This is a genomic window from Mesorhizobium neociceri, from assembly GCF_013520985.1.
GTDB lineage: Bacteria > Pseudomonadota > Alphaproteobacteria > Rhizobiales > Rhizobiaceae > Mesorhizobium > Mesorhizobium neociceri.
Genome location: NZ_JACDTY010000007.1, coordinates 242,688 through 266,001, shown reverse-complemented (window position 1 = coordinate 266,001; position 23,314 = coordinate 242,688). Strand labels below are relative to the sequence as shown.

Genomic DNA, 23,314 nt, shown 5'->3' with positions numbered 1-23,314 from the left:
CTCATGATGGCGTCGGCCCGGGAGGCTGGCAGCTATGGAGGGACTAGATACATGGATACGAACACGCTCATTGCGCTCGTTGTACAGGTAATTGCGGGTGTTGTCGGTGGTCAGGCGATCGGCGCTGCGCTGAAGCAGGCGGCGATGGGCCAGTTGACCAAAATCCTGGGCGGCGCCATTGGCGGCGTCGGCGGCGCGGCGATCCTCGGCAGCCTGCTCGGCGGCGGCACGGTCGATCCGGCAGCGGCTGCCGCGGCAACCGGCGGGTTGGGCAGCGCTTTGAACCTCGACAACCTCGTCGGCGGCGCCGGCGGCGGCGCCATCCTGACCGGCATCATCGGTGCGGTCATGGGCGCGATGAAGAAATAAGCCTCGAAATCTCAGGCTTCGTCATATGGGCGGCCGTTGGGCCGCCCATTTCTGTTTTGGGGTCTGTCAAGATTGTCGTGGAGCTGTGGACGTTGCCTGCCCGTGCCTCTACATCACGGGAGACACAGCGAAAGGACAATCATGGGTCAGCTCAACGCCGGCATCGTGCCGGTCACGCCCTTCCAGCAGAACTGCACCATCCTGTTCGACATGGATGACAAGCATGGCGTCGTCGTCGATCCGGGTGGCGACATCGACAAGGTGCTGGCGGTGCTGAAGGACAATGCGATCACCGCCGGTGCGATCTGGATTACGCACGGCCATATCGATCATGCCGGTGGCGCCATGGAATTGAAAGATGCGCTCGGCGTCGAGATCATCGGCCCGCATGAGGCCGACAAGCTATTGCTCGACAATCTCGAGAACCAGGGCCAGCGGTATGGCATTGTCGGGGTGCGCAACTGCGTGCCCGACCGGTTCCTCAGCGAAGGCGAAACCGTGTCGTTCGGCACCCATATGTTCGAGGTGCTGCATTGCCCCGGCCATGCGCCGGGCCATGTCGTCTATTACAGCCGGGCGGCGAAGTTTGCCCATGTCGGCGACGTGCTGTTTCGCGGCTCGGTGGGGCGCACCGACCTGCCGGGTGGCGATCATGCGACGCTGATCGCCTCGATCAAGAACAAGCTTTTGCCGCTCGGCGACGACATCGGCTTCATCTGCGGCCATGGCCCCGGCGGCCGTTTTGGCGAGGAGCGGCGGACCAATCCGTTCCTGACTTAGCGATGTCTTTTACCAACAAAAAAGCGCTGACCTTGCGGTCAGCGCTTTTTGTTTGGGGCAGGGAAGCCTCAGTTGGCGGTGCAGAAATGCTGCTCACCGTCATTGCCGGTGAACGTGCCGCTGCGGGCATTGAAGGTCCGGTAGCGGTCCGAGCAATATTCGTACCAGTCGCGGGTCCACGGCTCGGCATAGCGGTCGGCATAGACGACCCTCGGCTCGGCATAGTAGCGGCGAACCGGCCGCACTTCGCGATAGTCGTAGTCGTCGTCATAGCTGCTGTAGCGCGGCTGCGGATTGCTCAGCGCTCCGGCGATCAGGGCGCCGGCCGCAAGGCCGACGACACCGGCGGCAATGGCGTCGCCATTGTGGTGACGGCCATGATGGCGATGGCGCCATTCGTCGGCGTTGGCGGCGGGCAGAGTGGCGAGCGTGGTCGCGGCGAGAGCGGCGCCCAGGATAGCGGTCTTGAAAATGCGATTCATTTTGGTCTCCTTCGTGCCGGCCCGGGTAGTTTTGGGGATGCGGTCCGGCCTTGGGGACGATTAATAGAAGACCATGGCTGAACGGGGGCTGAACGGAATTTGCACCTCGGGTTCAGGTCATGCGGCAAAAACCAAGCGCGTGCGGAAGGCGCTCCGCCTCGTCAGTCTCCGTCCAGACTGTCTTGAGCCGGCTTAGCCGACCGACAGATTGACGGCCTTCGGACCCTTGCCGCGCTTGTCCGGCTCGGTGTCGAATGTCACTTTCTGCCCATCCTCCAGACCGGGAAGACCCGACGCCTGCACGGCGGAAATATGGACGAAGACATCCTTCTGCCCGTCGTCCGGCGTAATGAAGCCGAAGCCTTTGGCATGATTGAAGAATTTGACGGTGCCGGTCTGCGGCATGGGAAGCTCCCTTTGATCCCATAAAGTCCAGTTTTCGGGCCGGCAAATGCCCGAAGGGAAATTTGTCCTTTATTTTAGCGCTATCGGCAAGAGAAAGTTTTGCTGGGGTCGGCAACGGTCAAGGGGGCTCAAATAGATCATTGCAGCGAAGACAATTCGGACCAGACGATCGCACTGGCGATCAGCCCTTCCATGAACGGGTCGAGCGTCCTTTGCCCCCGGCAGCGGCGGACATGAAAAAGGCGCGACGGGAAACGTCGCGCCTTCGAAATCTCTGGGACGGCTGACAAAGCCGGTTCAAGCACGCTTGAAGTGCTTTTTTCGCGCGTCCTGGCGGGCGCGCGGGCACCGCCGGTTCAGGCCGCGCGGAGATTGACCGCCTTCGGACCCTTGCCCATGCGGTCGGGTTCAACGTCGAAGGTGACCTTCTGGCCGTCGACGAGGGTACGCAGGCCCGAAGCCTCGATCGCGGAAATGTGGACGAACACATCCTTGGCGCCGCCGTCGGGCGTGATGAAGCCGAAGCCTTTGGTCGCGTTGAAGAATTTAACGGTGCCGGTCTGGGCCATTGGGGAAACTCCTTCACCCGTGTCAGTCTTGTGGTTTGCCCGCCGCCTGGCATCGTGGGCAAGTCCCGGTGGTTGCTTCGGCAGTCCTGCATTCGCGCATGGTAAAACCCCCCGCCGAAAACGGGGCCGTCAGAGATTCACAGTATCGGGGAAAGGTCGTCCAAAACGTTCCGCTCTCCGGGTCGCAAATGCCCGAACACAAAATTTATCGCACGGAAACGTGATAGTTGCAAGATAGCGCCGCGGGCCGCGACCATCGACGCATCCCAACGCAGGCGCCTCGATAGACCCGGCCCTGTTGGCGGTCATCAGCCAGAGCCCGGCCACGCATGGTCCAGCTGCGATAGTCCAGCACCGAAGGGATGTGTGGCGAGGGTATCGCATGGCTCCGGCGCGCCGCAAACAGGGGTTGCATTTGGCAAGGGAATGACGAGGATCGACAGGCGCGTTTTGCGCCGGGACGAGGGGGCTCGAGGAGGCATATTCATGAGATTTCTTGCGACGATCTTCTCGCGCCAGGGTTTTACCATTCTCTTCCTGTCGGGTCTTCTTGCGGCCTGCACAGTCGTCGTCGATGACGGGCCGGGACCACGCCCGCGGCCGCCACGGCCGGAACCGGAATTCTGCACCAGGGAATATGAGCCGGTCTGCGCGCGGCGCGGCGGCGACCGCCAGACCTTCGCCAATGCCTGCCTCGCGGAGCGCTCGGGCTACCGCATCGTGCGCGACGGCCCTTGCCGTGACGGCGGCGGTGGCGGCAGCGAAGAGCCGACGTTCTGCACCCGCGAATACGCGCCCGTCTGCGCCCGCCGTCAAGGCGAGCTGCGCACCTTCCCCAATGCCTGCGAGGCTCGTGCCGCCGATTATCGGGTGGTCGACAACGGTCCGTGCTGAGAAGGTTACGGTTGCGCGGGATCATATCTGAGTGGCTGCCTACGCCGGGTACGCCCCGTCGGCGGGGCCGGCATAAAGCTCAATGCCGTCCTCGTCGCGGATGCGCAACCGGTCGGGGATCTGCGGCATGGCCAGGCTATGGAACAGCGCGATGGCGCCCTGCAGGGCGGCGCGCAGGTTCGGCGCGTCGAGCGATACTTTGTCGAGCGTGGCTTTGTCGGTGTCGCGTGAGCGGTAGAACTCGATGAAGAACGTCAAGCAAGCCTCCGTTGCAGAGCTTTGCGCGGGATCGTCGGTCCATCGTCTTGTACAGCGGGCGACGACAGGCACACGAGGTGCCCCGGGCTGGTCAGCCCTTCGACTTCGGCTTCAGGCTGCTCTCGGCCTGCTTGACCGCGGAACCGAACGGGGAGGCGGCCTTGGCCACCACCTTGTCTTTCTTGGGCTTGCGCGTTTCGCGGTTGCTGCGCTGCTGACCCTTGGCCATCTTATCTGCTCCTCGTATGTGTTGGGTGGGCGGTGTCAGATGGCCGGCTTGTCGGTGACAACCGGATCGTCGGCCACTTCAAGATTGTCTTCCGTGGTGACCCGCTCATAGGTCTCCTGCTCGCTGCGGATACGGTATTGCGGCGAGCCGTCCTTGACCGGCAATCTGCTCTTGATCTGAAACAGCTCCGCGGTCTTCTGGGCAAGACCGCTGTGGCTTTTCATGCGCACGGTCTGGCCAATGGCGAACAGGTGCGAGGGCGTGTCGGTGCGCGGACGCGCATTCTGCTGGAAGCGGATCATGCTGCGTTCTCCTGGTCGCGCCTCAGCGCTGTTTCGAGTTCAAGGTAGTCGATGGCGACGAGCTGGCTGGTGGTCGGGCTCTTCACCGCCCTTGCCGGCAAATGGATGAAGGTGGCGACGCGACGCCAGGCAAGCCGCGACATGCCCTCGATCAGCTCTTCATCGTGATCAATGTCATAGTCGCCGGCCGGCAGTTGCCCTTCCAACCCGCCGAGCGCGAAGGGTGCCGCGAAACAGGCGATGGAATGGGTGGTGCGCTCCGACATTGGCTTGGCTCTGGTTCCGCCCGGACGCGGGGCAAATGCGCTGTACGCCACTGTGCCGGCAATTCAGATATTGGCGATTTGGAATGAGTTTGGCGGGCCGAGAACCTCTGACGCCGCGATATGCCAAGCTTGGCCCAAAAACGATCATATAACTCATAGCCTTAAGCTGCGGCTTGTTCAAGATAATTTCTGTCTCGATTCGGAAGAATTGAAAATTTGTCGGATACAAATCTTGGATAAAACTGCTATGACGTAATCATATCCACAAATTCTTTATCGATGGCGCGCCGGAATAATTGTCCCGCCGCCTGCTTTTATTTTTCTTGAAAGGGTGAAAACTATGAGATTCATGAAAACGCCGAACGACCCTGTCATAACCATCGCGCCAATCGTCGCGTTCCCGAAAGCCCTCTCTGTGCGCCTGACGATAAGGAGCGATGAAGCGGCGCGGCGCAAGATCGCCGACACTGACGGGACATTGCGGCGGGAGCGCCAGCTTGCCGAAAGCAACCGGCTGATTTGACCGGGCGAGTTTTGTCATGACCTGCAGCGCCGTGCGCTCGCTGGACACCGACGCAGCACTTTGATTTTACGCACGGTTCTTATCCGAGCCGAAGCCGATAGCCGGCCGCGATCTGCCCTTGAATCTGTCTCGTCCATGCCTTAGGTCCGGCAAGCGGACAAACACGGCAGGTTTCCCATCAACAGAGATCAGAGAAGAGCGGCGGGTGCTGGAGCAGGCGGACAGCCGCCGCTGGGCCTCGACCAGTATGTGCAGCAGGCGCTGCAGCTGCACCAGGCTGGGCGCCGGCAGGAGGCCGAGACGCTGTACCGGCAGGTGCTGGCGCGCAAGGCCAATCATGCGGCGGCGGCGCACTTCCTGGGCTTGCTGCTGCACCAGACCGGGCGCAGCGCCGAAGGGCTGGAGCTGGTCGAGCAGTCGGTGCGTCTGCAGCCGAAGAATCCCGATTTCCTCAACAATCTCGGCACGGTGATGCGCGATCTCGGCCGCGTTGCAGCGGCCGCCGATTTTTTCCAGGGTGCGGTCGATCTGAAGCCCGACCAGCTTGCGGCACGCGATAATCTGGGTTCGGCATTGAAACAACTCGGCCAGTTCGAGGCGGCCGAAACGATGTATCGCGGCACGGTCGGACGCAATCCCTTCCATGTTCGCGCGCGCATCGGGCTTGCCGAAACGCTGCAGGAAGCCGGGCGTCTGGACGAGGCGCTGGCGACCTTCCGAGAGGCGCTGACGATCCGGCCCAAGGATGCCGACCTGTTGCACGGGCTCGGCGTCGGACTGATGGAAAAAGGCAAGCTCGATGAGGCGGCCGACCTGTTCCGGCAGGCGCTGGCGATCACTCCCGGCATGGCCAAAGCCTGGCTGATGCTGACGCAGGTCAAGCGCCAGAAGGAGCGCGACGCCGAACTCGCCGGCATGGAGGCACAGCATGCCAAGGCGCCGGCCGACAGCCTGGCGCGCATGCAGCTCTCCTTCGGTCTCGGCAAGGCCAATGACGATTTGAAGGACTATAACAGGGCCTTCGACTATTTCGCCGAAGGCAATGCCATCCGCCGCAAGGGCATCGACTATGATCCCGTCAGGACGCGCGCCGAATTCGACGCGATGAAGACGGTGTTCGACGCCGGCTTTTTCGAAAAGCACAAGCCGAGCCCGATTTCCAATGACACGCCGATCTTCGTTGTCGGCATGCCGCGCTCCGGCACCACGCTGGTCGAGCAGATCATCGCCAGCCACAGCCAAGTCTACGGTGCGGGCGAGCTCAGCATTTTGAAGACCGCAGTCGGCAAGCAGTTCCCGACAAATATGCCCGGCGGCTTCCCCTGGGGACTGGTGGATGCGCCTGACGCGGATTTTGCCGAGGCGGGCCAAGCCTATCTCGACATGCTGCATGCCCGCTATCCCAACTTCAGGCATGTCACCGACAAGATGCCCGGCAACTTCCTGCTCATCGGCTTCATCCACATGATGCTGCCGAAGGCGAAAATCATCCATTGCGCACGCGATGCGGCGGCGACCTGCCTTTCGATCTACAAGGTGCATTTCCGCGGCGACAGCCACCGCTACGGCTATGATCTCGGCGAACTCGCCGACTTCCACAATCTCTACGCCGACATCATGGCGCATTGGCGCAGCGTGCTGCCCGGCGTCGTCCACGATGTGCGCTACGAGGATTTCGTCGCCGACCAGGAGGGACAAACGCGGGCGCTGATCGCCCATCTTGGCCTGCCCTGGGATGACAAGGTGCTATCGTTCCACGAGACCGATCGCCCGGTGCGCACGGCTTCGGCCGCGCAGGTGCGCCAGCCGATGTATCAGGGTTCGGTCGATCTCTGGAAGCGCTATGGAGACAGGCTGAAGCCGCTGTTGGACAAGTTGGCCTGAGGCGGGGGCTACAGCTCCATGAAGGGCTGGAAGCCGCCGAAGATCATGCGCTTCATATCGAAGGGCATGGGGCCCCAATCGGGTGTCAAACGCGGGTCGGCCATCACTTTGGCCATGACGGCATCACGGCTCTCCCGCGATTCATAGACGGCCCAGGAGAAGACCACGATCTCGTCCTCCTTGGCCTGAACGGCACGCGGAAATGACGTCACCTTGCCATAGGGTACGTCGTCGCCGATACATTCGACATAGGCGAGCGCGCCGTGTTCCATCCATATCGGGCCCGCGAGGTTGGCCAGTCTCTTGTAGTCATCGAGATTTGCCTTGGGCACGGCGAGCACGAAACCATCGACATAGGACATGGGGTTCTCCTTGGTTGGCGGCGCTCTTCCTTCTCCCCTTGTGGGGTGAGAAACGGTCCGCGTAGCGGGCGAAAAGCCAATTGCTTGGCTTTTCGAGTTTCGAACGCCCTGAGCCTGCGAAGGGCCGGGGGCCGATCCATCCGGCCGGGTCCCCGCTGCTTCGCAGCGTCCCGGCGTTCGCCGGCCTTTCATCGTGCCACTGGCACGATGAATTCGCCTTCGGCGAACCGGCTGCTCACCCCACAGGGGAGAGGTAAGAAGCGTCAGCCTTTCTTCGCCGGCGCGTTCATCGCCCATTCGACACCGAAGGGGTCGCGCATATTGCCCCACTGATCGCCCCAGAACATCAGCTGGAGCGGCACGGCGACTTCGCAGCCGGCATCGACGGCGCGCTTCCACCAGCCATCGATCTCGTCGGCGCCGAGATGTAGCTGCATGGTGTAGCCCTGCGGCTTGACGGCGGGCATGCCGTTTTCCGGGTAGAAATCGGAAATCATCAAGGTCGAGCCGTTGATGTGGAGATGGATGTGCATGGTGCGGCCCTGGTCATCGGGCGGATAGAAGAACACCTGCTCGGCGCCGAAGGCTTTCTTGTAGAATTCGGCGGCCTTGAAGGCGCCGTCCAGTTGCAGATAGGGGGTCAATCCACCGAGAACTTTCGCGGCCGGCTGAACGGGGGTCTGGTCGGTCATGTCTTGCTCCTCTTTGGGTTTGGTCTGGGCGCTTGATCTGGTCTTGCGAACCCTAGGACGAACGAGGCAGCGGCAATCCTACATGGCCGATGCGATTTTTTTGGCGTGAAATGAAGTTGCGTCGGCGGCCCTCAATCAGAGCGCAATTCTCGCAGCCCGCGGGCTAGAAAAGGGGACTGCCTTTTCAACCCTTCGAGACGACCATGATCCTTTACTACCAGACCCACTCGCCCTTCGCGCGCAAGGCGCTCGTCTTCGCCCATGAGGTCGGCCTTGCCGATCGGCTCGAGGTCATTCATCACGAGACCAGCCCGACCTTGCACAATGCCCGTGTCTACGCCGAAAACCCGCTCGGCAAGGTGCCGGTGCTGCTGCGGCCGGATGCGTCGCCGCTCTTCGATTCCGATGTCATCTGCGCCTATCTCGACACGCTGCATGACGGCCGTAAATTGCTGCCGCAGGATGGCGAGGCGCGCTGGCAGGCGTTGCGGCTGCAAGCAGTCGCTCAAGGGTTGGCGCAGACGGGCATCGCCTTGCGCTGGGAGACGGAAAGACGGCCCGAACAGCTGCGTTACGGTGCTCTTGCCGAAGGCTACCGGGAAAAAATCGAGGCGAGCTACGACTGGATCGAAAGCACGCTGGACGACGAGGCGCCGCTGCATGTCGGCCATATAGCGCTTGCCACCACGCTGTCCTGGATGGCGTTCCGCCAGCTTCCGTCGTTTGGCGCGCGGGCGCGGCTGACGCGCTGGTTCGAGGCGTTTGAAAAGCGCGGATCGATGCAGGCGACGCCGCTGTCGGGCGACACGCACGACTGAGCAAGGGTCGCCCTGCGACGGCCTGCATCGATATTTCCCGACCGCATGGTCAGGGCGCCCTGCAGATCCGCGGACCGTTTTGCGCGTCGATGACGATTTCCGGCCAGCCGATATCCTTGCGCAGTTCGATCGGCAGGGCCAGCAACTCCCGCTCGCTGCGATAGCGGGCGCGGTTCTGTGCGTAACGGGTGGCGACGCGGCCTATGGATGACAAAATGGACATGATGCTTTCTCCTCAGATGAAGCCGGCATCATCGTGTCGGCATCCCAAGGACGCAGCAGATTCAGGCGATCCGACAGAGCGCTGAAATTATTTTAGAGTACCGATGCCGCGAGGGCAGTGTCGTAGTACTCCACCATCTCGACCACCTTGCCGTCGCGTACCGTCCAGAAATCAGCGGTACGCATAACAAGCTCCTGGCCGTTGGTTCTGCGCGTCAGATGGATTTCGACCTGCGCGGCAATTCTGTCGCCGCTATGGATGAAGTCAACCGGACGGAAGCTCCGGTATTCGAAATCATTGTCCAGCGACATCAGGCGAGCAAGGAACTCCTCCTTGCCGCTGCCTGCCCTGATATACGGAGCCCCCGGTTCGGCGACCCAGCGGAAGACGACATCGTCGGCGCAGTGATCCAGCGCACCTTTGATGTCGCGTTTTGCATATGCATCATAAAGGCTCTTGACGACGTCCACCCCACCCATGACCGTTTCCTCCCTCGGTTTGCGGAAGCTTCAGAATGCGCCTTTTCCGACCGATGGGGAAGTATGGTTATCTCACCAATACTTTTGACGGGCCGGCAGTACTTCCAGATGCCGGCCCGGGCTTATGTAATCGCCACTCAATTGGTGTCTCGGCCACCGAGCGGAAGAAATCTTCGGGGTCTTCGACTTCCGTCAGCCGCCGCTTGTCGATCAGCCAGAAGCGGTTGCCTATGGCGCGGATGAAGGAGCGATCGTGCGAGGCGAGCACGCTGCTTGCCTGGTGCTTGAGCAGCTCATCCTCCAGCGCTTCCTGGCCATCGATGTCGAGGTGGTTCGTCGGCTCGTCGAGCAGGTAGAAATTGGGATTGGCGAGCCTCAGCGCCAGCATCATCAGCCGCGCCTTCTGGCCGCCGGACAGCGCGCCGATCTTCTTCCCCTGCATCTCGATGACCACGCCGGCGCCGGCAAGCAGTGAGCGCGCGCGCTGCTCGCCGACATCGTAGCGGCGCGAGACCATGGCCAGCGGCGTGTCGTCGCCGCTGATGCCGGCCAACGCCTGGTCGCTGTAACCGAGCACCGTCGACGGCGTCACCTTCACGTTCGGGACCGTGTCCGGCTCGGCGATGGCGTTGCGGATCAGATTGACGAAAAGTGACTTGCCGACACCGTTGCGGCCGAGCAGCACGATGCGGTCGCCCTGGCAGATGTGGCGCTTGCCGGTCTTGAACAGCAGCGTACCGTCGGGCGTTTCCACCGCCGCATCGTCGAGCGTGATCAGCACCTTGGCGTGCGTGCCGCGGTTGGCCAGCCTGATCGCGCCGGCCGATTTCTCGCGATGCGCTGATACCGCCGCGTCTTCCAGCTTCTCCGCCCGTTCTCTCAACTGCTTGGTCTTCACCGTCAGGAGGTCGCTGCCGGAGTTGATGCCGATGTTGTTGAGCTTGGCGGCCTGTTTGCGCAGCTGCTGAGCCACCTTCATGTCGCGCTCGAACCTGCGCGCCATCGAAGCGTCCAGTTCGTCGAGAGCCCGCCTTGCCCGCGAATAGGGCAGCGCAAACACCGGCGATTCCTCCGGGCGCAGGAACAGCGTGCGGTTGGTGGTGGCGTCGAGGAAGGCGCGGTCATGGCTGGCGATCACCACCGGCACGTCGCGCGGCAGCGCGTTCAGCCAGGTCTCCAGCTGGCTGATCTTGGCGAGATCGAGATGGTTGGTCGGCTCGTCGAGCAGCAGCACGTCGGGGTCGGTAACCCAGACACGGGCGATCAACGCCAGCCTCTGCCAGCCGCCGCTCAGCGCCCGCATTTCCCGCTCGCGCATCGGCTCGGGCACGTCGAGCGAGTCCAGCACCACATCGACCCGCCACATCTCGCTGTCGGCCTGCTCGGCCGGCAAGGCGTCGGCCACCACCTGATGAAAGGTGCGGCCGAGAAGGGCAGGAGGGACGGACTGTTCGACATGGCCGACGCGCAGCCCGCGCGTGCGGGTAATGTCGCCGGAGGTCGGCTCCATCCCGCCGGTCAGGCATTTCAGCAAAGTCGACTTGCCGCGGCCATTGGCGGCAACGATGCCGAGCCGGTCGCCAGTGCCGATGGTGAGGTCGAGGTTGGAAAACAACGGCGCACTCATGATGACGCCGAGGGATTTGAGGCTGATCAGGGCCATTGTGATTTCTCTGGTCTTGCCGGAGACAACTCCGGATGCACTTTGACGGTGTGCGTGCAGGCCATCAGGCTCAGCGTTGCACACCACGAAGGGCAGACCAAAAAATCGAAGCGGGAAAAACCCCGTGATGTCCCTGGTCAGCCCTGCAAGCGAACTCGCAGGGCAGAAATCGGGCCACGCTGACGATGGTGACGATGAAACGTGAACACGTGAGCCCTCCTTTCAAGACAAGACGATTGAGTGTGCGGAGCGATTACACCAAAGGCGGGGTTGGTGGCAAGTGGGCGGCGCAACGGTGGAGCGCTCCCTTCTCCCCTTGTGGGAGAAGGTGGATCGGCGCGCAGCGCCGAGACGGATGAGGGGTGTTCCAGCGGAGTGAGGCGTCTGCGTTCCCTGGAACACCCCTCATCCGACCGAGCTTCGCTCGGCCACCTTCTCCCACAAGGGGAGAAGGAAAGCGCTACTTCCCCGGCCGACCCGTCTTCCCCGGCCGGCGCTTCTCCCGACGTGCATCGCCCGGATCCTCATAAGAGCCGATGCCGGAGCGCTGGCGAACGATGGGCTTAGCGGAATCGTCGCGATCCTTCGCGCCCCCCTCTGTCCTGCCGGACATCTCCCCCACTTGGGGGGAGATTGGCTGGGGCTTTGCCGGCACTTTTCCTTCGACGGGCTTTTCGGTTCGCCGCACCGTCATCTCGTCGAGCGAGTTCTTCTTGAACAGCGGTTTCGTCGGGTCGCCCGGAATGCCGAAGTCGGAACCATGCGCTTCCTGCGCCGACTGCTTCTTGAACAGCGAGCGTGACACCGCACCCGACGGTGTCGTCATGTCGGTGCCTGGCCCCATATCGTCGATCGAAGGCTTGGCGAACAGCGGCTTCTTCACCGGCACCGCGCCGTCGGCGCCCATCTCGTCGAGCGCCGGTTTGCGGAAGAGGTTGGACCGGGCAGCCCTGGCCGCCTCTTCGGCGGCACGGGCCGCGTCGAACTTGCGGAAACGCTCCTGTTCCTCCGCTGTACGATGCTTGGCCACGCCCTTGTTGTGCTTGCCCTTTTCGCGGCCCGAAACCGGGCTTTCCATATCGGCATATTTGGCCAGCGGGTCTTCCGAGATCGACAGTTCCATCTCGCGCAGCCGCTTGATTTCGTCGCGGAGGCGGGCGGCCTTCTCGAAGTCGAGATTGGCGGCGGCGTCGCGCATCTGCTTTTCCATGGCGTCGAGATGGGCCTTGAGATTGTTGCCCATCATCGCGCCGGCGCTGTCGGTGAACTGCGAGATATCGGCGCGGACATGGTCCTTCTCGTAGACCGAATCCAGAATGTCGGAGATGCGCGACTTCACTGATTCCGGCGTGATGCCGTTGGCGGCGTTCCACTCCATCTGCTTTTCGCGACGGCGGTTGGTCTCGGCCATCGCCCGCTCCATCGAGCCGGTGATCTGGTCGGCATAGAGGATGACCTTGCCATCGACGTTTCTGGCGGCGCGGCCGATGGTCTGGATCAGCGATGTCTCGGAGCGCAAGAAACCTTCCTTGTCGGCGTCGAGGATGGCGACGAAGCCGCATTCGGGAATGTCGAGACCTTCACGCAACAGGTTGATGCCGACCAGTACGTCGAAGGCGCCGAGGCGCAAATCCCTAAGGATCTCGATGCGCTCCAGCGTGTCGATGTCGGAGTGCATGTAGCGGACGCGGATGCCTTGCTCGTGCAGATATTCGGTCAGGTCCTCGGCCATGCGCTTGGTCAGCACCGTCACCAGCGTGCGGTAGCCGGCGGCCGTGGTGTCGCGGATTTCGCCGACGACATCGTCGACCTGGCTCTTGGCCGGACGCACTTCGACCGGCGGATCGATCAGGCCGGTCGGGCGGATGACCTGCTCGGCGAAGACGCCGCCGGACTGCTCCATCTCCCAGCCGCCGGGCGTCGCCGAAACCGCGACCGAAAGCGGTCGCATGGCGTCCCATTCCTCGAAGCGCAGCGGACGGTTGTCCATGCAGGACGGCAGGCGGAATCCATACTCGGCCAGCGTCGCCTTGCGGCGAAAGTCGCCGCGGTACATGCCGCCGATCTGCGGCACGGTGACGTGGCTTTCGTCGACGAAGACCAGAGCGTTGTCAGGGATATATTCGAACAGGGTCGGCGGCGGATCGCCCGGCTGGCGGCCGGTGAGATAGCGCGAATAATTCTCGATGCCGGCGCAGGAACCGGTGGCTTCCAGCATCTCGAGGTCGAAGCGGGTGCGCTGCTCAAGCCGCTGCGCCTCCAGAAGACGCCCAGCTTTTTCAAGCTCTTGCAGGCGCTGCTTGAGCTCTTCCTTGATCGACTTGATGGCTTGATTCAAGGTCGGGCGCGGCGTCACATAGTGCGAGTTGGCGTAGATCTTGACGCTTTTCAGCTCGCCGGTCTTCTGGCCGGTGAGCGGATCGAATTCGGTGATCGCCTCGATCTCGTCGCCGAACATCGAGATGCGCCAGGCGCGATCTTCAAGGTGGGCCGGGAAGATCTCGATCGTGTCGCCGCGCACGCGAAACGAGCCGCGGACGAAGTTGATGTCCTGGCGCTTGTATTGCTGCGCGACGAGGTCGGCGAGCAGCGCGCGCTGGTCGAGCCGGTCGCCGATCTGCATCTGGAAGGTCATCGCCGTATAGGTCTCGACCGAGCCGATACCGTAGATGCAGGACACTGAGGCGACGATGATGACGTCGTCGCGCTCGAGCAGAGAACGTGTCGCCGAATGGCGCATGCGGTCGATCTGCTCGTTGATCGAGGATTCCTTCTCGATGAAGGTATCGGTGCGCGGAACGTATGCCTCAGGCTGGTAATAATCGTAGTAGGAGACGAAATACTCGACCGCATTGTCGGGGAAGAATTTCTTGAACTCGGAATAGAGCTGCGCGGCCAGCGTCTTGTTGGGCGCCAGGATCAGAGCAGGGCGCTGCGTCTCCTCGATCACCTTGGCCATGGTGAAGGTTTTGCCGGAGCCGGTGACGCCGAGCAGGACCTGGGTGCGATCGTTGTTGTCGACGCCTTCGACGAGGTCCTTGATTGCTGTCGGCTGGTCGCCGGCCGGCTCGAAATCCGACACCATCTTGATGGCGATGCCACCTTCGGACTTTTCCGGCCGGGCAGGGCGGTGCGGCGTCCACAGCACGCCGTCCTTGTGCAGCGGATTGCCGGATTCGATCAGCGCCGACAGCGCCGCGACCGTGGCGGTGACGCTGCCCGAGGCCATCGTCTCGGCATCTTCCAGCGAGATGTCGAGGCCGGCGACCGGATTGAGGCCGGCGGCGGTGCGTTCGCGGGCCGTTGCCGCGCCGCCCATCGAGGTGCCACGCGAACTGCGGCCGGGCGCGGCGGAACGCTCCGGGATCTTTTTCGCTGCTTTCGGCGATTTGCCGCCGTCGCCCTTGCCGGCGAGACGCCCTTCCTTCTCGGCTTCCTGCTCGATCTGCTCGGCCCAGTCCGCAATCGAGCCGGTCAGCGGCGTGCCGGTGAAATCGGCCTGCGGCGCTTCGGCGAAGCCGCCCTTGTGCAGCGGCTCCGAGGCATCGAGGAAATCGGTCAGCGGACTGCGCCGCTTGGGCGGCGAAGCGCTGTTGTCACCCGCCGTCGAGGGCGTCTTTTTACCGGGGAGTTTGGCCATGCCCCGAATATGGGCAGAGTCCGGCAAAATGGAAAGGGTGCAGTGGCGAGCGGCCGGACGCGCCCCGAGGCTGCTGACATAAGGGTGTCAGGAGCGTTGGCGCGCCGAACAGCCTTCTCCTCAGTTGAACCATAGCGCAAAGGTCAAAAACCCGGCGCCGCCGAACTGGCGCTGGATCTGGTCGAACTCGTCGCTGGTCAGGATCTTGCCGCTCTCGAGATAGGGCGCGATGGAAGGGCCGGTAATCGACAGAACCAGGTCGAAATTTTTCGGCTCCTCGAAGAAGCGCTTCATGTTGATGCCCTTGTCGGCGATGCGGAAATGCGGCAGCAGCACGCGGCCCTCGAGCAGGTCCTCGGCCATGGTCAAGGCAGCGAGCCAGGCTTGCACCTGCTCCTCGCCGACTTCGAGGCCGGTCAGCGGGTTGGCGCCCTTCTGCTGTGGGCCTGGCAGCCATTCGTGGTCATTGTCGGTCTCAGTGCGGATCGCCTTCCAGTCCTCGCGTGACAGCCGGATCATCTCCAGCAGATGGCGGCGCGCCGCCTGCCGGCGCTCGGGCTCGATCACCGGCCAGTTGACGAGGTGGACCAGCGAGATGAAGTCGGCAATACGCCATTCGGAGGCGAGCATGCCGCCGGTGCCGCCGTCCAATGGGACGAGAATATCCTGCAGCGGCAGCTTGGCGTGCGGGAACAGCATGTGGAACGAGCCGTCGAACATGGTCCTGAAATCATGCGCCAGCCAGAAATCGGCTTGCGCCATCAGGAACTCGGCATAGCCCTGCAGCCAGTAACCGTCGGCACGGTCGAAGCGGAAGGCGAGCGCCGGCGCGGTATCGTCGGGGGCGATGCCGCCGCGCGACAGCGAAGCCATGATGGCGGCCATGCTTTCGTCCGGTGCGATGGCGCCGTCCTCGTTGAGATCGATGCCGACATGGGTGAGGTCGATGACCATGCCGATATCGGCGTCGGCCGGCACCGAGCCCAGCGTGGCGGCGGATTTCTCCAGCCGGTCGCGGAAGGCGACCAGAATGGCGCGGAACTGCTCGTAGGTCAGTGGTTCGGGACTGGGATTGTCGGGGACCGGAAGCCGCATCAGCGGCAGCATGAAGGATTGCGGGCTTTCGAAACCGTGGCGATGCAGGCCGCCGGCGAGGATTTCCAGCGCGGTGAAGAATTCACCGGCGCCGGCGGCATAGGCCGATGCCGGATCGCCTGGTGCCGCAGCCTCGAGTGTTGTGAGAGCGGCGTTGCGGTTGGTCACGGTCTTGGCCTCGAACAGCGCGGTTGCCGCTTCGGGCGCGGCGGCCGACGCCGAAGATAGTGGCAGTAACAAAAGCAGGGCGGATGCCAACAGGCTTGCTACGCGTGTCATCTCATTCCTCCACTATGCGACTACGCGGAGATTACACGCATTTGGCGCCGTGTCTGCCTACGGCAGTGTTTCAAGGACGGACGGTCGACACTTCCCAGGCAGACCGTCTACACAAGGCAAACGATTGGGCGTCGCGTGTCGAACTATCCGCTTTCCTACAAACTGTCATGGCTGCCGCGCTTCCTGAAGCCGTCGCTCGGTGGCGATGTCAGGGATTTTGCACCGATTGCCGCCACAACCATCATCGATCCGCCGCCGGCGCGGAAGGTGCGGCTGGCTTTCGTCGGCGACATTTCGGCTGTGGCCAACCGCAGCGCGCCGGAGTGCGATCCAATGATCGCAAAGCTGCTGGGATCGGCCGATCTGGTGATCGGCAATTGCGAAAGCCCGATCGTCGAGCAGCCAAGCGTGGCGCTCGGCACGCGGTTCGGCACGCATCATGCGATGAGCGAACGGTTTCTCGCCGAGGCGCTGACTGCGCTCGGCATTGCGCGTGAAAGGCTGGTGCTGTCGCTGGCCAACAACCATGTGCTCGACCAGGGCGTCGCCGGTTTCAACGAGACCGTTGCGTCGCTAAAGCGGCTCGGCATCCGCACCATCGGCACCGCAAAAAAGGGACCGGTCGAGCAGGTCAAGGTCGGGCCGCTGACGATCGGCTTTGCCGCCTTCACGCTGTGGCGCAATGCCGACGCCGGGCCATTCACTAAGCTTGTGTCGATGCAAAGTGATCCCTCAGCATGGCCAAAAGGCGCGGCCGACAAGAGCATCGATCTCACCTGCGCCATCCCGCACTGGGACTGGGAGTTCCGGCATTTTCCGCAGCCGCAGACGCAGGCGCTGGCCAGGCTGCTTGCCGGATATGGCGTCGGGCTGATCGCCGGACACCATGCCCATGTGGTGCAACCGGTGCAGTGGGTCGGCAAGACGCTTGTCGCCTATGGGCTCGGCGACTTCCTCGGCACGGCGCTGGCGCGCCAGCCATGGCCTGGCCGCATCGGCGGCATTTTCGTCGTCGATGTCAGCGCCGATCTCGGCAGGCGCGGCGCGATCGCCGGCTACCGGATGCATCCCTTCATGCGGTTGCGCGCCGGCGGGCATGAACGGTTGGTGCCGGTGGAGGCGCTGGCAGGCCGGATGAAGAGCAAGGTCGAGGTGCGGCTGAAGGCGATTTTCGGCGACTGACGGCTTTCCGCAAAAACGGTATGATAGGCGAAATGGGCTTGCGAGGGGGCGATGGAAACAGCGGATTTCATGCCTGATGAAGCGGTCATCGCCGGCATCAGGAAGAACATCGAAACCTATGAGGCCGGACGGGCTTCGGCCTACCGTCAGGTGCGCTGGCGGGTGCTGGTGTTTTTGGGGCTGCTGCTGGTTTTTGTGGTGCTGGTGGCCTGGCTGTTCAACAAGGTCGCCGACTTGAACGAGCAGTGGTTCTCGACGCCGCATGTGTTCCTCTATGTCGGCGGTTTCTTCGCGGCGCTGCTGCTCTATTTCCAGGCGATGAGGCCGGCGACGCGGCTGCAGCAATCGTTTCGCGATACGCTGCTGCCGATCATCTTCAGCTTCATCAGGGATGTGCGTTATCAGCACAGCGTGACGCCGAATTCCTTCGACCGGCTGCCGCGCGCGGTGGTCGGCGCCTTCAACCGGCAGAGCTTCGATGACATCGTGTCAGGCCGCTACGAGCAGTTTCCGTTCGAGCTTTACGAGGCGGAGTTACGCCAAGGCTCGGGCAAAGGCTCGTCGACGGTCTTCAAGGGCGTCATCGTCGCCTTCGAGACGATCGCGCCATTCCCCGGCACATTGGTGGCGACGCGCCGCAGCAATGCGGTCGTCGGTTTCTTTCGCGGCATCTTCGCCGGCAAGATGCAGGAATTGTCGAGCGGCGATCCGCTGCTTGATGGCGACTATGAGTTCCGCACCGACAATGTCGCCGCCGCCCAACCGCTGGTGAGCGGCCGGCTGGCGCAGGCGCTGAAATGGCTGAATGAGACATGGCGCGATGATCCGGCGCGGGTGGCGCTCAACGGCAGCGACGGTTTCCTGCTTTTGCCGCAGCCGAAGAACTTCTTCGAACTGCCGGCCATTTCCGTGCCGCTCGATTACACCAGCCACATTGCGCCGATGATCGCCGATATGGGCGCGATCCTGGCGACGGCGGCGCTGGTGCGCAAGATCGGCGCGACGGATGGCGAGGTTCAGCCAGGCTGACGTTAGTCAGCAGTCGAAACCGTAGTTCTGGCGATAATAGTCGGCTTCTTCCTTCGATATCGTCTTGAACAGCACGCAGACGGTGAAGCTGCCGACCTGGCGGCCGTTCCTGGTGTAGCCCCAGTCGGAGATATCGTCTCGGGTGAATTCGAGTTCCTGGCCGGCAGTCACATTGTGCACGGCCTGCGGCTCATTGGCCAATGTTCCGGCAAAGCCGCTTGCGGTCTTGTGGAAGGGGATGATCCAGAAATGCTCCGAAGTGTCCCCGTCCTTGACCTCGACCTTCAATTTGTAGCCGGTAGTTCCGGCAGGCGGTGCATCCGACAAGGACAGGAATTGATCGAGGCTGGCGCGCGCCTGCGCAATGGCGGCCGCCATATCCGGATCGTCCCTGGCGACGTTGACGACCTTGTCGTCGCCCTGGCTGGAGTTTTGCGCTCCGGCGGCTATCGGAGAAGACACCAATATCAGGGACAGCATAACGCGAATTGCATGCTTCATGGGATGGCGATCCTCCACCTTGATGGCAGATACCATCAAGCATCTAGCAAGGATTTTCAACCGCAGTGCGACACGGGCAGCGAGGCCGTTCAGAGCCCGCTCGGCACGAGCCCTGCCAGCCAGTTCGCGGATCGCTTGGCTATGCCGACCGTTGCCGATGCGGCACGGCCGAGGTCGGTCTTGACCACGGCATAGCCGTTCCTGGTGCGGTAGAGCACGCCGGTTCCGCCATCGACCACTTGCTCGTAGGCGACGGGCCGGGCTGCTGCTGCTTCCATGGCCGTCGTCGGCGAGCCGACGGGAACGCTCGGCCGATGGCTCAGTTCCGGCGGCAATGGGCTTTCAGATTGAACACTCCGGCTGGCTGGCTTCAGTTCCGGGCGGGATGCGGTCGCCGCCAGTTGCGAAGAGGGCGCCGAACCCTTGGTGCGGCAGATGCCGGAGACCAGCGGATAGTCGAAGTTCTTCTGGTGCAGCATCTGACTTTTCATCGCCGCTTCGCAGTCGGCGATGGTCGTCCACTTCGCCGGCGTCTCGCCGATATATTCGCAAAGCTTGGCGTCGCAGTCGCAGCCGACGATGGTCATGGCGACAAGGGCGGTCTTGATCACGGTCTTGTCCTTCGGATTGCCCCCCCGGCAGCCACCCCTTCCATCGCGCGCGAACAAGGCGGGATTTTGGCCATGATTGCGAAACGACCACGGCGGCAGGTTTTCGGAAATGGCTCACTATAGGTGGATTCGAAACGCCCGGGATTAGATAGGGCGTCGGCCATGGTGTATTTTCTGTAAGAAGTCTAAAATAATCTTACCGGCTACGGCTACGACAACTGTTTCTTGGCGCGGTTTTCTACTACAATACTGATGGGGTGATACAACAGTATCGGAGGGGGTTATCATGGGAAGAGTTGTCCGATCCGCGGTGGTGTCGAAAGGCAATCTTGAGGGCGTTGCAGACGACGAAGGCGGGCAGAACGGTCAGGGCGAAACAGACTCGAAAGACGGCGATGGTTATCTCGACCGGGTGGCGAAATATGTGCCCGCCGAGGTCGTGGCGTTCTTCATCTTCGTCAATTCGATCCTCGTCAATGCGGTCGAGAAGCCAGCCGCCAAGGCGTTGACCGATGCGGTGGCCGCAGAATCCACGGATATTCCGGGCCAGGTGCAGGCAGCCATCTACAAGATTGAAATGGCCGGCATCAGCGTCTGGACCATTTCATGGGCCGTGCTGTTCATCGCGCTGGCAATGACGCCGGTGTACCTGAAATCGGTGAGCGATGCCGCCGACAATGCGGAGGCTCCCGGCGCCAACATCGTCATGTCGATGCTCGCTTTCCCCTTCTGGGCTTATGCCGTCGACGCGCTGGCCTTCAGGCCTTGGCATGACGGAGCCCTGGCCAGCATCATGCTCGCCACCTTCACGCTCATCAGCGGCGCTGTACGGCCGGAATACATAAACTCCGTCCTTAATTTGATCCCGGGCATCGGGCCAAAGCAGTAGGCCGGCGTGGAGGCCGGCCTCGTCGCAGTGCGGCCGTCGCGGCTTCAGTAGTCGTAGACGTGCTCCAGCCTGGCGCCGGCCTTCAGCAACGCCGGCAGCACAAGGTGCAGCTTGCGCACGGCGACGATCAGCCCGCTGCGGCGGTTGGCCGGATCGACCGGGATCGGCTGGCTGAACAGCGCGCGGGCGCCTTCGGGCGGCGCAAGCTCGGCCGCCGACAGAATGGTGATCATGATTTGGTCATTGCCGCCGATCTCGACAAAGGACACGCCTTTGTCGATCAGCCGGGGGATCATGTCGGTGAACGGCTGACCGCGCCTGGTGATGAAGATGGTACCGTCAGCGGCGAAGTCGCGCTCCAGCAAAGTATCGGCTTCTTCACGCGTCGCTTCGCCGACCGGACCCTTGGCCCAGACATGGATGTCGAGCGAGGCCGGGTCGGAGGGCGTGCCGAGTTCGCCGACCAGCCACGCGGAGCCCTGCTTGACCGTGTCGGCGAAGCCGAAGGCGAGCTTGCGCTCGCCGCTACGCACCGCTCCATCGCCGGGTGAGGGCTGTACGGCAAACAGTTCGGCGCGCTTTTCGGCGTAATGGAATTGGTACCATGATGACTGACCGAGAAAGCCGGCATAGTCGGCCGCCGCTTTGGCCTGGTAGATGTCGGTGGCAGTGCGCTTGCCAGCGGTGGCCTCGGTGATGCGGCCGACCGTGTTCTCATAGGCCCACTGCAGCGCGTAGCCGAGCGTGTAGCCGGTGCCCATAACCATCGGCATCTGCTGGTCGGTATAGTCAAATTTCTTGGCAGAGCTGGCGCGCAGGATCGTGGCATAGTCCTGCCAAAACTGGCCGATGTAGGACCAGTAGGGGAAGCCGCTCGGCTGATCCTTGGCGACAAAGCCGGCATAGTCTCGCGCGGCATGGACGGTCGCCCATTCGGGGTAGGCGAGGAAGGTCGATGTTTCCGGCCGCTGGTAGCCCGCAATCTCGGCGCGGACTTTGTCAGCCAGCGCCTTTGGTGGAGCGCTGTCGCCGGTGCCGGCAAGCGGTTCCGGCGACGATGTGGTCAGGAAGCCGTAGGCGAGGCCGGCGATCGGGACCAGCACGACAATGACGACCAGCCAGAGGATCGTCTTGACGATGCGCTTCAGCCAGCGGAGCAGGGTCATGGCCGGTCAGGCCGTGGCAGGACAGCAGCGTCGGTGCGGAATGCAGGTGGCGGCCGGCTTCCGGATCAGCGTCATGAAGTATCCCCCTTCAAACGACACTGGACGTTAGCCGATTTTACCGAGGGTTGCAGCCCCGGCTGGTGTGTGTGGCGGAGGCCCAAAGACAGTCGGCGCCGGGATTTCTCCCAGCGCCTCCCTGTCAGATCAGGACACGGTCGCGGCAGCAACTTCCGTAAAGTCGTCGCGCCATGCCGGCCTTGATTTTGACGGTCCTGCCAGTCACCACCCGAGGGCAGTGCCCGTTCCAGACCACGCCGTTCTCCACCCTTGCGAGCTTCGCTCAGCGCGCCATCGAAGGTTTTTGCCGTCCTTCATGGCAGCATCGGTCCGCCGTTGGCGTTCGCACGCTTTCCGCGGCCCCGTAGGTCTCGGCATCCGTCCCTCGAACAGGCAAGCCTGCTCTCGCTTCGGGCCGTACGGGCCTCAGGAAATCCGCCTTTTCGCTTTGCCTTTCGGCGTGGCGATCGGTAGCCGCCTGAGATGGGTTAAACTTACGCCGGGTAAGGGTTTTGGGGAATGGGCGCGAGCCTGTGGATAACGGGATTATCGGGGATCGTTTGCCGCGAACCTCTGAATTCTTGCGGCTGCTGCTTTAGACAGCCTTCCCGCTTTTTGACACTTCAATCGGCTGCGCCCCTTGCTCCGGCGGTCTGCACGGGTTTCAATGCCGGCAAAGGACTTGCGGCCACCACGTCCCGCCGTCCTTTTGGGGAGGCGTCGTTGAAAGTCGGGGTGGTGCTCAATCCGATTGCCGGCGGCGGCCGGCTGAAACGGCATTGGCCGGAGGTCGCCGCATCGCTGAAAACGCATTTCGGCGACTTCGAGCTGCGCGAGACGCAGGCCGAGGGCGACGCCGAAAGGCTGGCGCTCGACCTCGCGGCCAGCGGTTTCGATCTGGTGATCGCGGCCGGCGGCGACGGCACCGCCAGCGAGGTGGCGGACGGCTTGTTGCAGGCATTCGACGAGAGTGGCCGGACAACCGAGCTTGGCTTGCTGCCTTGCGGCACCGGCATCGATTTCGCGCGCGGGCTCGGCCTGCCGAAAGAGGTGGATGCGGTGCTGAAGCGGATCGCCGAGGCGAAGGCGCGCAATGTCGATGCGGGGCGCATCTGCTACATCGACGATCATGGTGCGCTGGCCAGCCGCCACTTCATCAACATCGCCAGCCTCGGCCTGTCCGGCGCCACCGACCGCGCGGTCAATGCCGACAAGCGCAAGGGCAAGATGTCAGCCAAGGCGCTGTTCCTGTGGCGCACCGTGGTCGAGTTCATCCGCTACCGTTTCCAGGACGTCCGGATCACCGTCGATGACGGCGCACCGGTCGAGGCGCGCATGGCGCTGGTGGCGGTGGCCAACGGCAAATTCTTCGGCGGCGGCATGATGATCGCGCCGGATGCCGAGCTCGCCGACGGCCAGTTCGACATCGTCATCCTGCGCGCGGCAGGCAAGCTCAAGCTGATCTGGGACATCCGCCTGCTCTACGGCGGACGGCATCGCAATCATCCGGCCATCACCATATTGCGCGGCAGGAAAGTGGTGGTCGAACCGCTCGGCGATGCCGAGAAGAACTGCGCGCTGGTCGACATAGATGGCGAGTCGCCGGGGCGTATTCCCGCGACCTTCGAGATCCTGCCGGGCGCGCTGACGCTCAGATATTGAATCAA

The 23,314-nt window shown here is 62.9% G+C and carries 27 protein-coding genes; 10 read left to right on the top strand and 17 right to left on the bottom strand.

What is annotated here, in order from left to right; all coding sequences use genetic code 11:
• Positions 1–51: 51 nt before the first annotated feature.
• Both H0241_RS16905 and H0241_RS16900 read left to right on the top strand, forming a co-directional pair.
• The gene (locus H0241_RS16905; RefSeq protein ID WP_181058787.1) at positions 52–369 is read left to right on the top strand and encodes a hypothetical protein; all 318 of its coding nucleotides are present in this window, start codon (positions 52–54) and stop codon (positions 367–369) included.
• A gap of 141 nt (positions 370–510) precedes the next feature.
• Complete coding sequence (locus H0241_RS16900; RefSeq protein WP_181058786.1) at positions 511–1,149, top strand: MBL fold metallo-hydrolase; 639 nt, start codon at positions 511–513, stop codon at positions 1,147–1,149.
• A gap of 68 nt (positions 1,150–1,217) precedes the next feature.
• Here H0241_RS16900 and H0241_RS16895 read toward each other — a convergent pair whose 3' ends face one another.
• The 3 genes from H0241_RS16895 to H0241_RS16885 form a co-directional block, all read right to left on the bottom strand.
• On the bottom strand, positions 1,218–1,631 hold the full coding sequence (locus H0241_RS16895; RefSeq protein ID WP_142869212.1) for a BA14K family protein: 414 nt from the start codon (positions 1,629–1,631) through the stop codon (positions 1,218–1,220).
• A 192-nt stretch (positions 1,632–1,823) separates the two neighbouring features.
• The gene (locus tag H0241_RS16890) at positions 1,824–2,036 is read right to left on the bottom strand and encodes a cold-shock protein (protein WP_112561038.1); all 213 of its coding nucleotides are present in this window, start codon (positions 2,034–2,036) and stop codon (positions 1,824–1,826) included.
• A gap of 356 nt (positions 2,037–2,392) precedes the next feature.
• The gene (locus H0241_RS16885; RefSeq protein WP_006202520.1) at positions 2,393–2,605 is read right to left on the bottom strand and encodes a cold-shock protein; all 213 of its coding nucleotides are present in this window, start codon (positions 2,603–2,605) and stop codon (positions 2,393–2,395) included.
• A 486-nt stretch (positions 2,606–3,091) separates the two neighbouring features.
• Between H0241_RS16885 and H0241_RS16880 the strand changes: the two genes are divergently transcribed.
• Entirely contained in the window at positions 3,092–3,499 is a 408-nt protein-coding gene (locus H0241_RS16880) for a Kazal-type serine protease inhibitor domain-containing protein (RefSeq protein WP_181058785.1), read from the top strand.
• 39 nt (positions 3,500–3,538) lie between these two features.
• Here the strand turns inward: H0241_RS16880 and H0241_RS16875 are convergent, their stop codons facing one another.
• The 4 genes from H0241_RS16875 to H0241_RS16860 all read right to left on the bottom strand — a co-directional run bounded on the left by H0241_RS16875 (position 3,539) and on the right by H0241_RS16860 (position 4,554).
• Complete coding sequence (locus H0241_RS16875) at positions 3,539–3,757, bottom strand: hypothetical protein (protein WP_181058784.1); 219 nt, start codon at positions 3,755–3,757, stop codon at positions 3,539–3,541.
• Positions 3,758–3,848: 91 nt separating this feature from the next.
• On the bottom strand, positions 3,849–3,986 hold the full coding sequence (locus H0241_RS16870; RefSeq protein ID WP_181058783.1) for a hypothetical protein: 138 nt from the start codon (positions 3,984–3,986) through the stop codon (positions 3,849–3,851).
• Between the two features lie 35 nt (positions 3,987–4,021).
• Positions 4,022–4,288: a hypothetical protein gene (locus H0241_RS16865; protein WP_181058782.1), complete on the bottom strand. Its 267-nt coding sequence runs from the start codon at positions 4,286–4,288 to the stop codon at positions 4,022–4,024.
• A complete protein-coding gene (locus tag H0241_RS16860; RefSeq protein ID WP_181058781.1) occupies positions 4,285–4,554 on the bottom strand; it encodes a hypothetical protein in 270 nt (89 codons plus the stop codon). The genes H0241_RS16865 and H0241_RS16860 overlap by 4 nt, the downstream gene beginning before the upstream one ends.
• A 349-nt stretch (positions 4,555–4,903) precedes the next feature.
• Here H0241_RS16860 and H0241_RS16855 point away from each other — a divergent pair, with 349 nt between their 5' ends.
• Both H0241_RS16855 and H0241_RS16850 read left to right on the top strand, forming a co-directional pair.
• Positions 4,904–5,077, top strand: coding sequence for a hypothetical protein (locus H0241_RS16855; RefSeq protein WP_235984313.1), 174 nt, complete (start codon positions 4,904–4,906; stop codon positions 5,075–5,077).
• Between the two features lie 249 nt (positions 5,078–5,326).
• Positions 5,327–6,961, top strand: coding sequence for a sulfotransferase (locus H0241_RS16850; RefSeq protein WP_181058779.1), 1,635 nt, complete (start codon positions 5,327–5,329; stop codon positions 6,959–6,961).
• A gap of 8 nt (positions 6,962–6,969) precedes the next feature.
• Here H0241_RS16850 and H0241_RS16845 read toward each other — a convergent pair whose 3' ends face one another.
• Together H0241_RS16845 and H0241_RS16840 are read right to left on the bottom strand one after the other, a co-directional pair.
• On the bottom strand, positions 6,970–7,323 hold the full coding sequence (locus tag H0241_RS16845) for a DUF1428 domain-containing protein (protein ID WP_181058778.1): 354 nt from the start codon (positions 7,321–7,323) through the stop codon (positions 6,970–6,972).
• A gap of 263 nt (positions 7,324–7,586) precedes the next feature.
• The gene (locus H0241_RS16840) at positions 7,587–8,015 is read right to left on the bottom strand and encodes a VOC family protein (RefSeq protein ID WP_181058777.1); all 429 of its coding nucleotides are present in this window, start codon (positions 8,013–8,015) and stop codon (positions 7,587–7,589) included.
• A 203-nt stretch (positions 8,016–8,218) separates the two neighbouring features.
• Between H0241_RS16840 and H0241_RS16835 the strand changes: the two genes are divergently transcribed.
• On the top strand, positions 8,219–8,833 hold the full coding sequence (locus tag H0241_RS16835) for a glutathione S-transferase family protein (RefSeq protein ID WP_181058776.1): 615 nt from the start codon (positions 8,219–8,221) through the stop codon (positions 8,831–8,833).
• Between the two features lie 49 nt (positions 8,834–8,882).
• Here the strand turns inward: H0241_RS16835 and H0241_RS16830 are convergent, their stop codons facing one another.
• From H0241_RS16830 to H0241_RS16810, 5 genes are all read right to left on the bottom strand, one after another.
• Positions 8,883–9,056: a hypothetical protein gene (locus H0241_RS16830; RefSeq protein WP_181058775.1), complete on the bottom strand. Its 174-nt coding sequence runs from the start codon at positions 9,054–9,056 to the stop codon at positions 8,883–8,885.
• Between the two features lie 92 nt (positions 9,057–9,148).
• Positions 9,149–9,535 (bottom strand): nuclear transport factor 2 family protein, encoded by a 387-nt coding sequence (locus tag H0241_RS16825; protein WP_181058774.1) that lies wholly within the window; start codon positions 9,533–9,535, stop codon positions 9,149–9,151.
• A 67-nt stretch (positions 9,536–9,602) separates the two neighbouring features.
• Positions 9,603–11,198, bottom strand: coding sequence for an ABC-F family ATP-binding cassette domain-containing protein (locus H0241_RS16820; RefSeq protein WP_235984312.1), 1,596 nt, complete (start codon positions 11,196–11,198; stop codon positions 9,603–9,605).
• Positions 11,199–11,658: 460 nt separating this feature from the next.
• Positions 11,659–14,838, bottom strand: a complete 3,180-nt coding sequence (uvrB, locus tag H0241_RS16815; protein WP_328824712.1) for an excinuclease ABC subunit UvrB — start codon at positions 14,836–14,838, stop codon at positions 11,659–11,661.
• A 120-nt stretch (positions 14,839–14,958) separates the two neighbouring features.
• Positions 14,959–16,212, bottom strand: a complete 1,254-nt coding sequence (locus tag H0241_RS16810) for a hypothetical protein (RefSeq protein ID WP_181058773.1) — start codon at positions 16,210–16,212, stop codon at positions 14,959–14,961.
• A gap of 135 nt (positions 16,213–16,347) precedes the next feature.
• Between H0241_RS16810 and H0241_RS16805 the strand changes: the two genes are divergently transcribed.
• Both H0241_RS16805 and H0241_RS16800 read left to right on the top strand, forming a co-directional pair.
• Complete coding sequence (locus H0241_RS16805) at positions 16,348–17,394, top strand: CapA family protein (RefSeq protein ID WP_181058772.1); 1,047 nt, start codon at positions 16,348–16,350, stop codon at positions 17,392–17,394.
• A 51-nt stretch (positions 17,395–17,445) separates the two neighbouring features.
• On the top strand, positions 17,446–18,423 hold the full coding sequence (locus tag H0241_RS16800; protein WP_181058771.1) for a DUF3137 domain-containing protein: 978 nt from the start codon (positions 17,446–17,448) through the stop codon (positions 18,421–18,423).
• 6 nt (positions 18,424–18,429) lie between these two features.
• Here the strand turns inward: H0241_RS16800 and H0241_RS16795 are convergent, their stop codons facing one another.
• A complete protein-coding gene (locus H0241_RS16795) occupies positions 18,430–18,924 on the bottom strand; it encodes a YegJ family protein (RefSeq protein ID WP_181058770.1) in 495 nt (164 codons plus the stop codon).
• 89 nt (positions 18,925–19,013) lie between these two features.
• On the bottom strand, positions 19,014–19,535 hold the full coding sequence (locus H0241_RS16790) for a hypothetical protein (protein WP_181058769.1): 522 nt from the start codon (positions 19,533–19,535) through the stop codon (positions 19,014–19,016).
• A gap of 286 nt (positions 19,536–19,821) precedes the next feature.
• Between H0241_RS16790 and H0241_RS16785 the strand changes: the two genes are divergently transcribed.
• Complete coding sequence (locus tag H0241_RS16785; protein ID WP_181058768.1) at positions 19,822–20,424, top strand: hypothetical protein; 603 nt, start codon at positions 19,822–19,824, stop codon at positions 20,422–20,424.
• Positions 20,425–20,468: 44 nt separating this feature from the next.
• Here the strand turns inward: H0241_RS16785 and H0241_RS16780 are convergent, their stop codons facing one another.
• Positions 20,469–21,590, bottom strand: a complete 1,122-nt coding sequence (locus H0241_RS16780) for a hypothetical protein (RefSeq protein ID WP_181058767.1) — start codon at positions 21,588–21,590, stop codon at positions 20,469–20,471.
• A gap of 780 nt (positions 21,591–22,370) precedes the next feature.
• Between H0241_RS16780 and H0241_RS16775 the strand changes: the two genes are divergently transcribed.
• Complete coding sequence (locus H0241_RS16775) at positions 22,371–23,309, top strand: diacylglycerol/lipid kinase family protein (RefSeq protein ID WP_181058766.1); 939 nt, start codon at positions 22,371–22,373, stop codon at positions 23,307–23,309.
• The last annotated feature ends 5 nt before the right edge of the window (positions 23,310–23,314 follow it).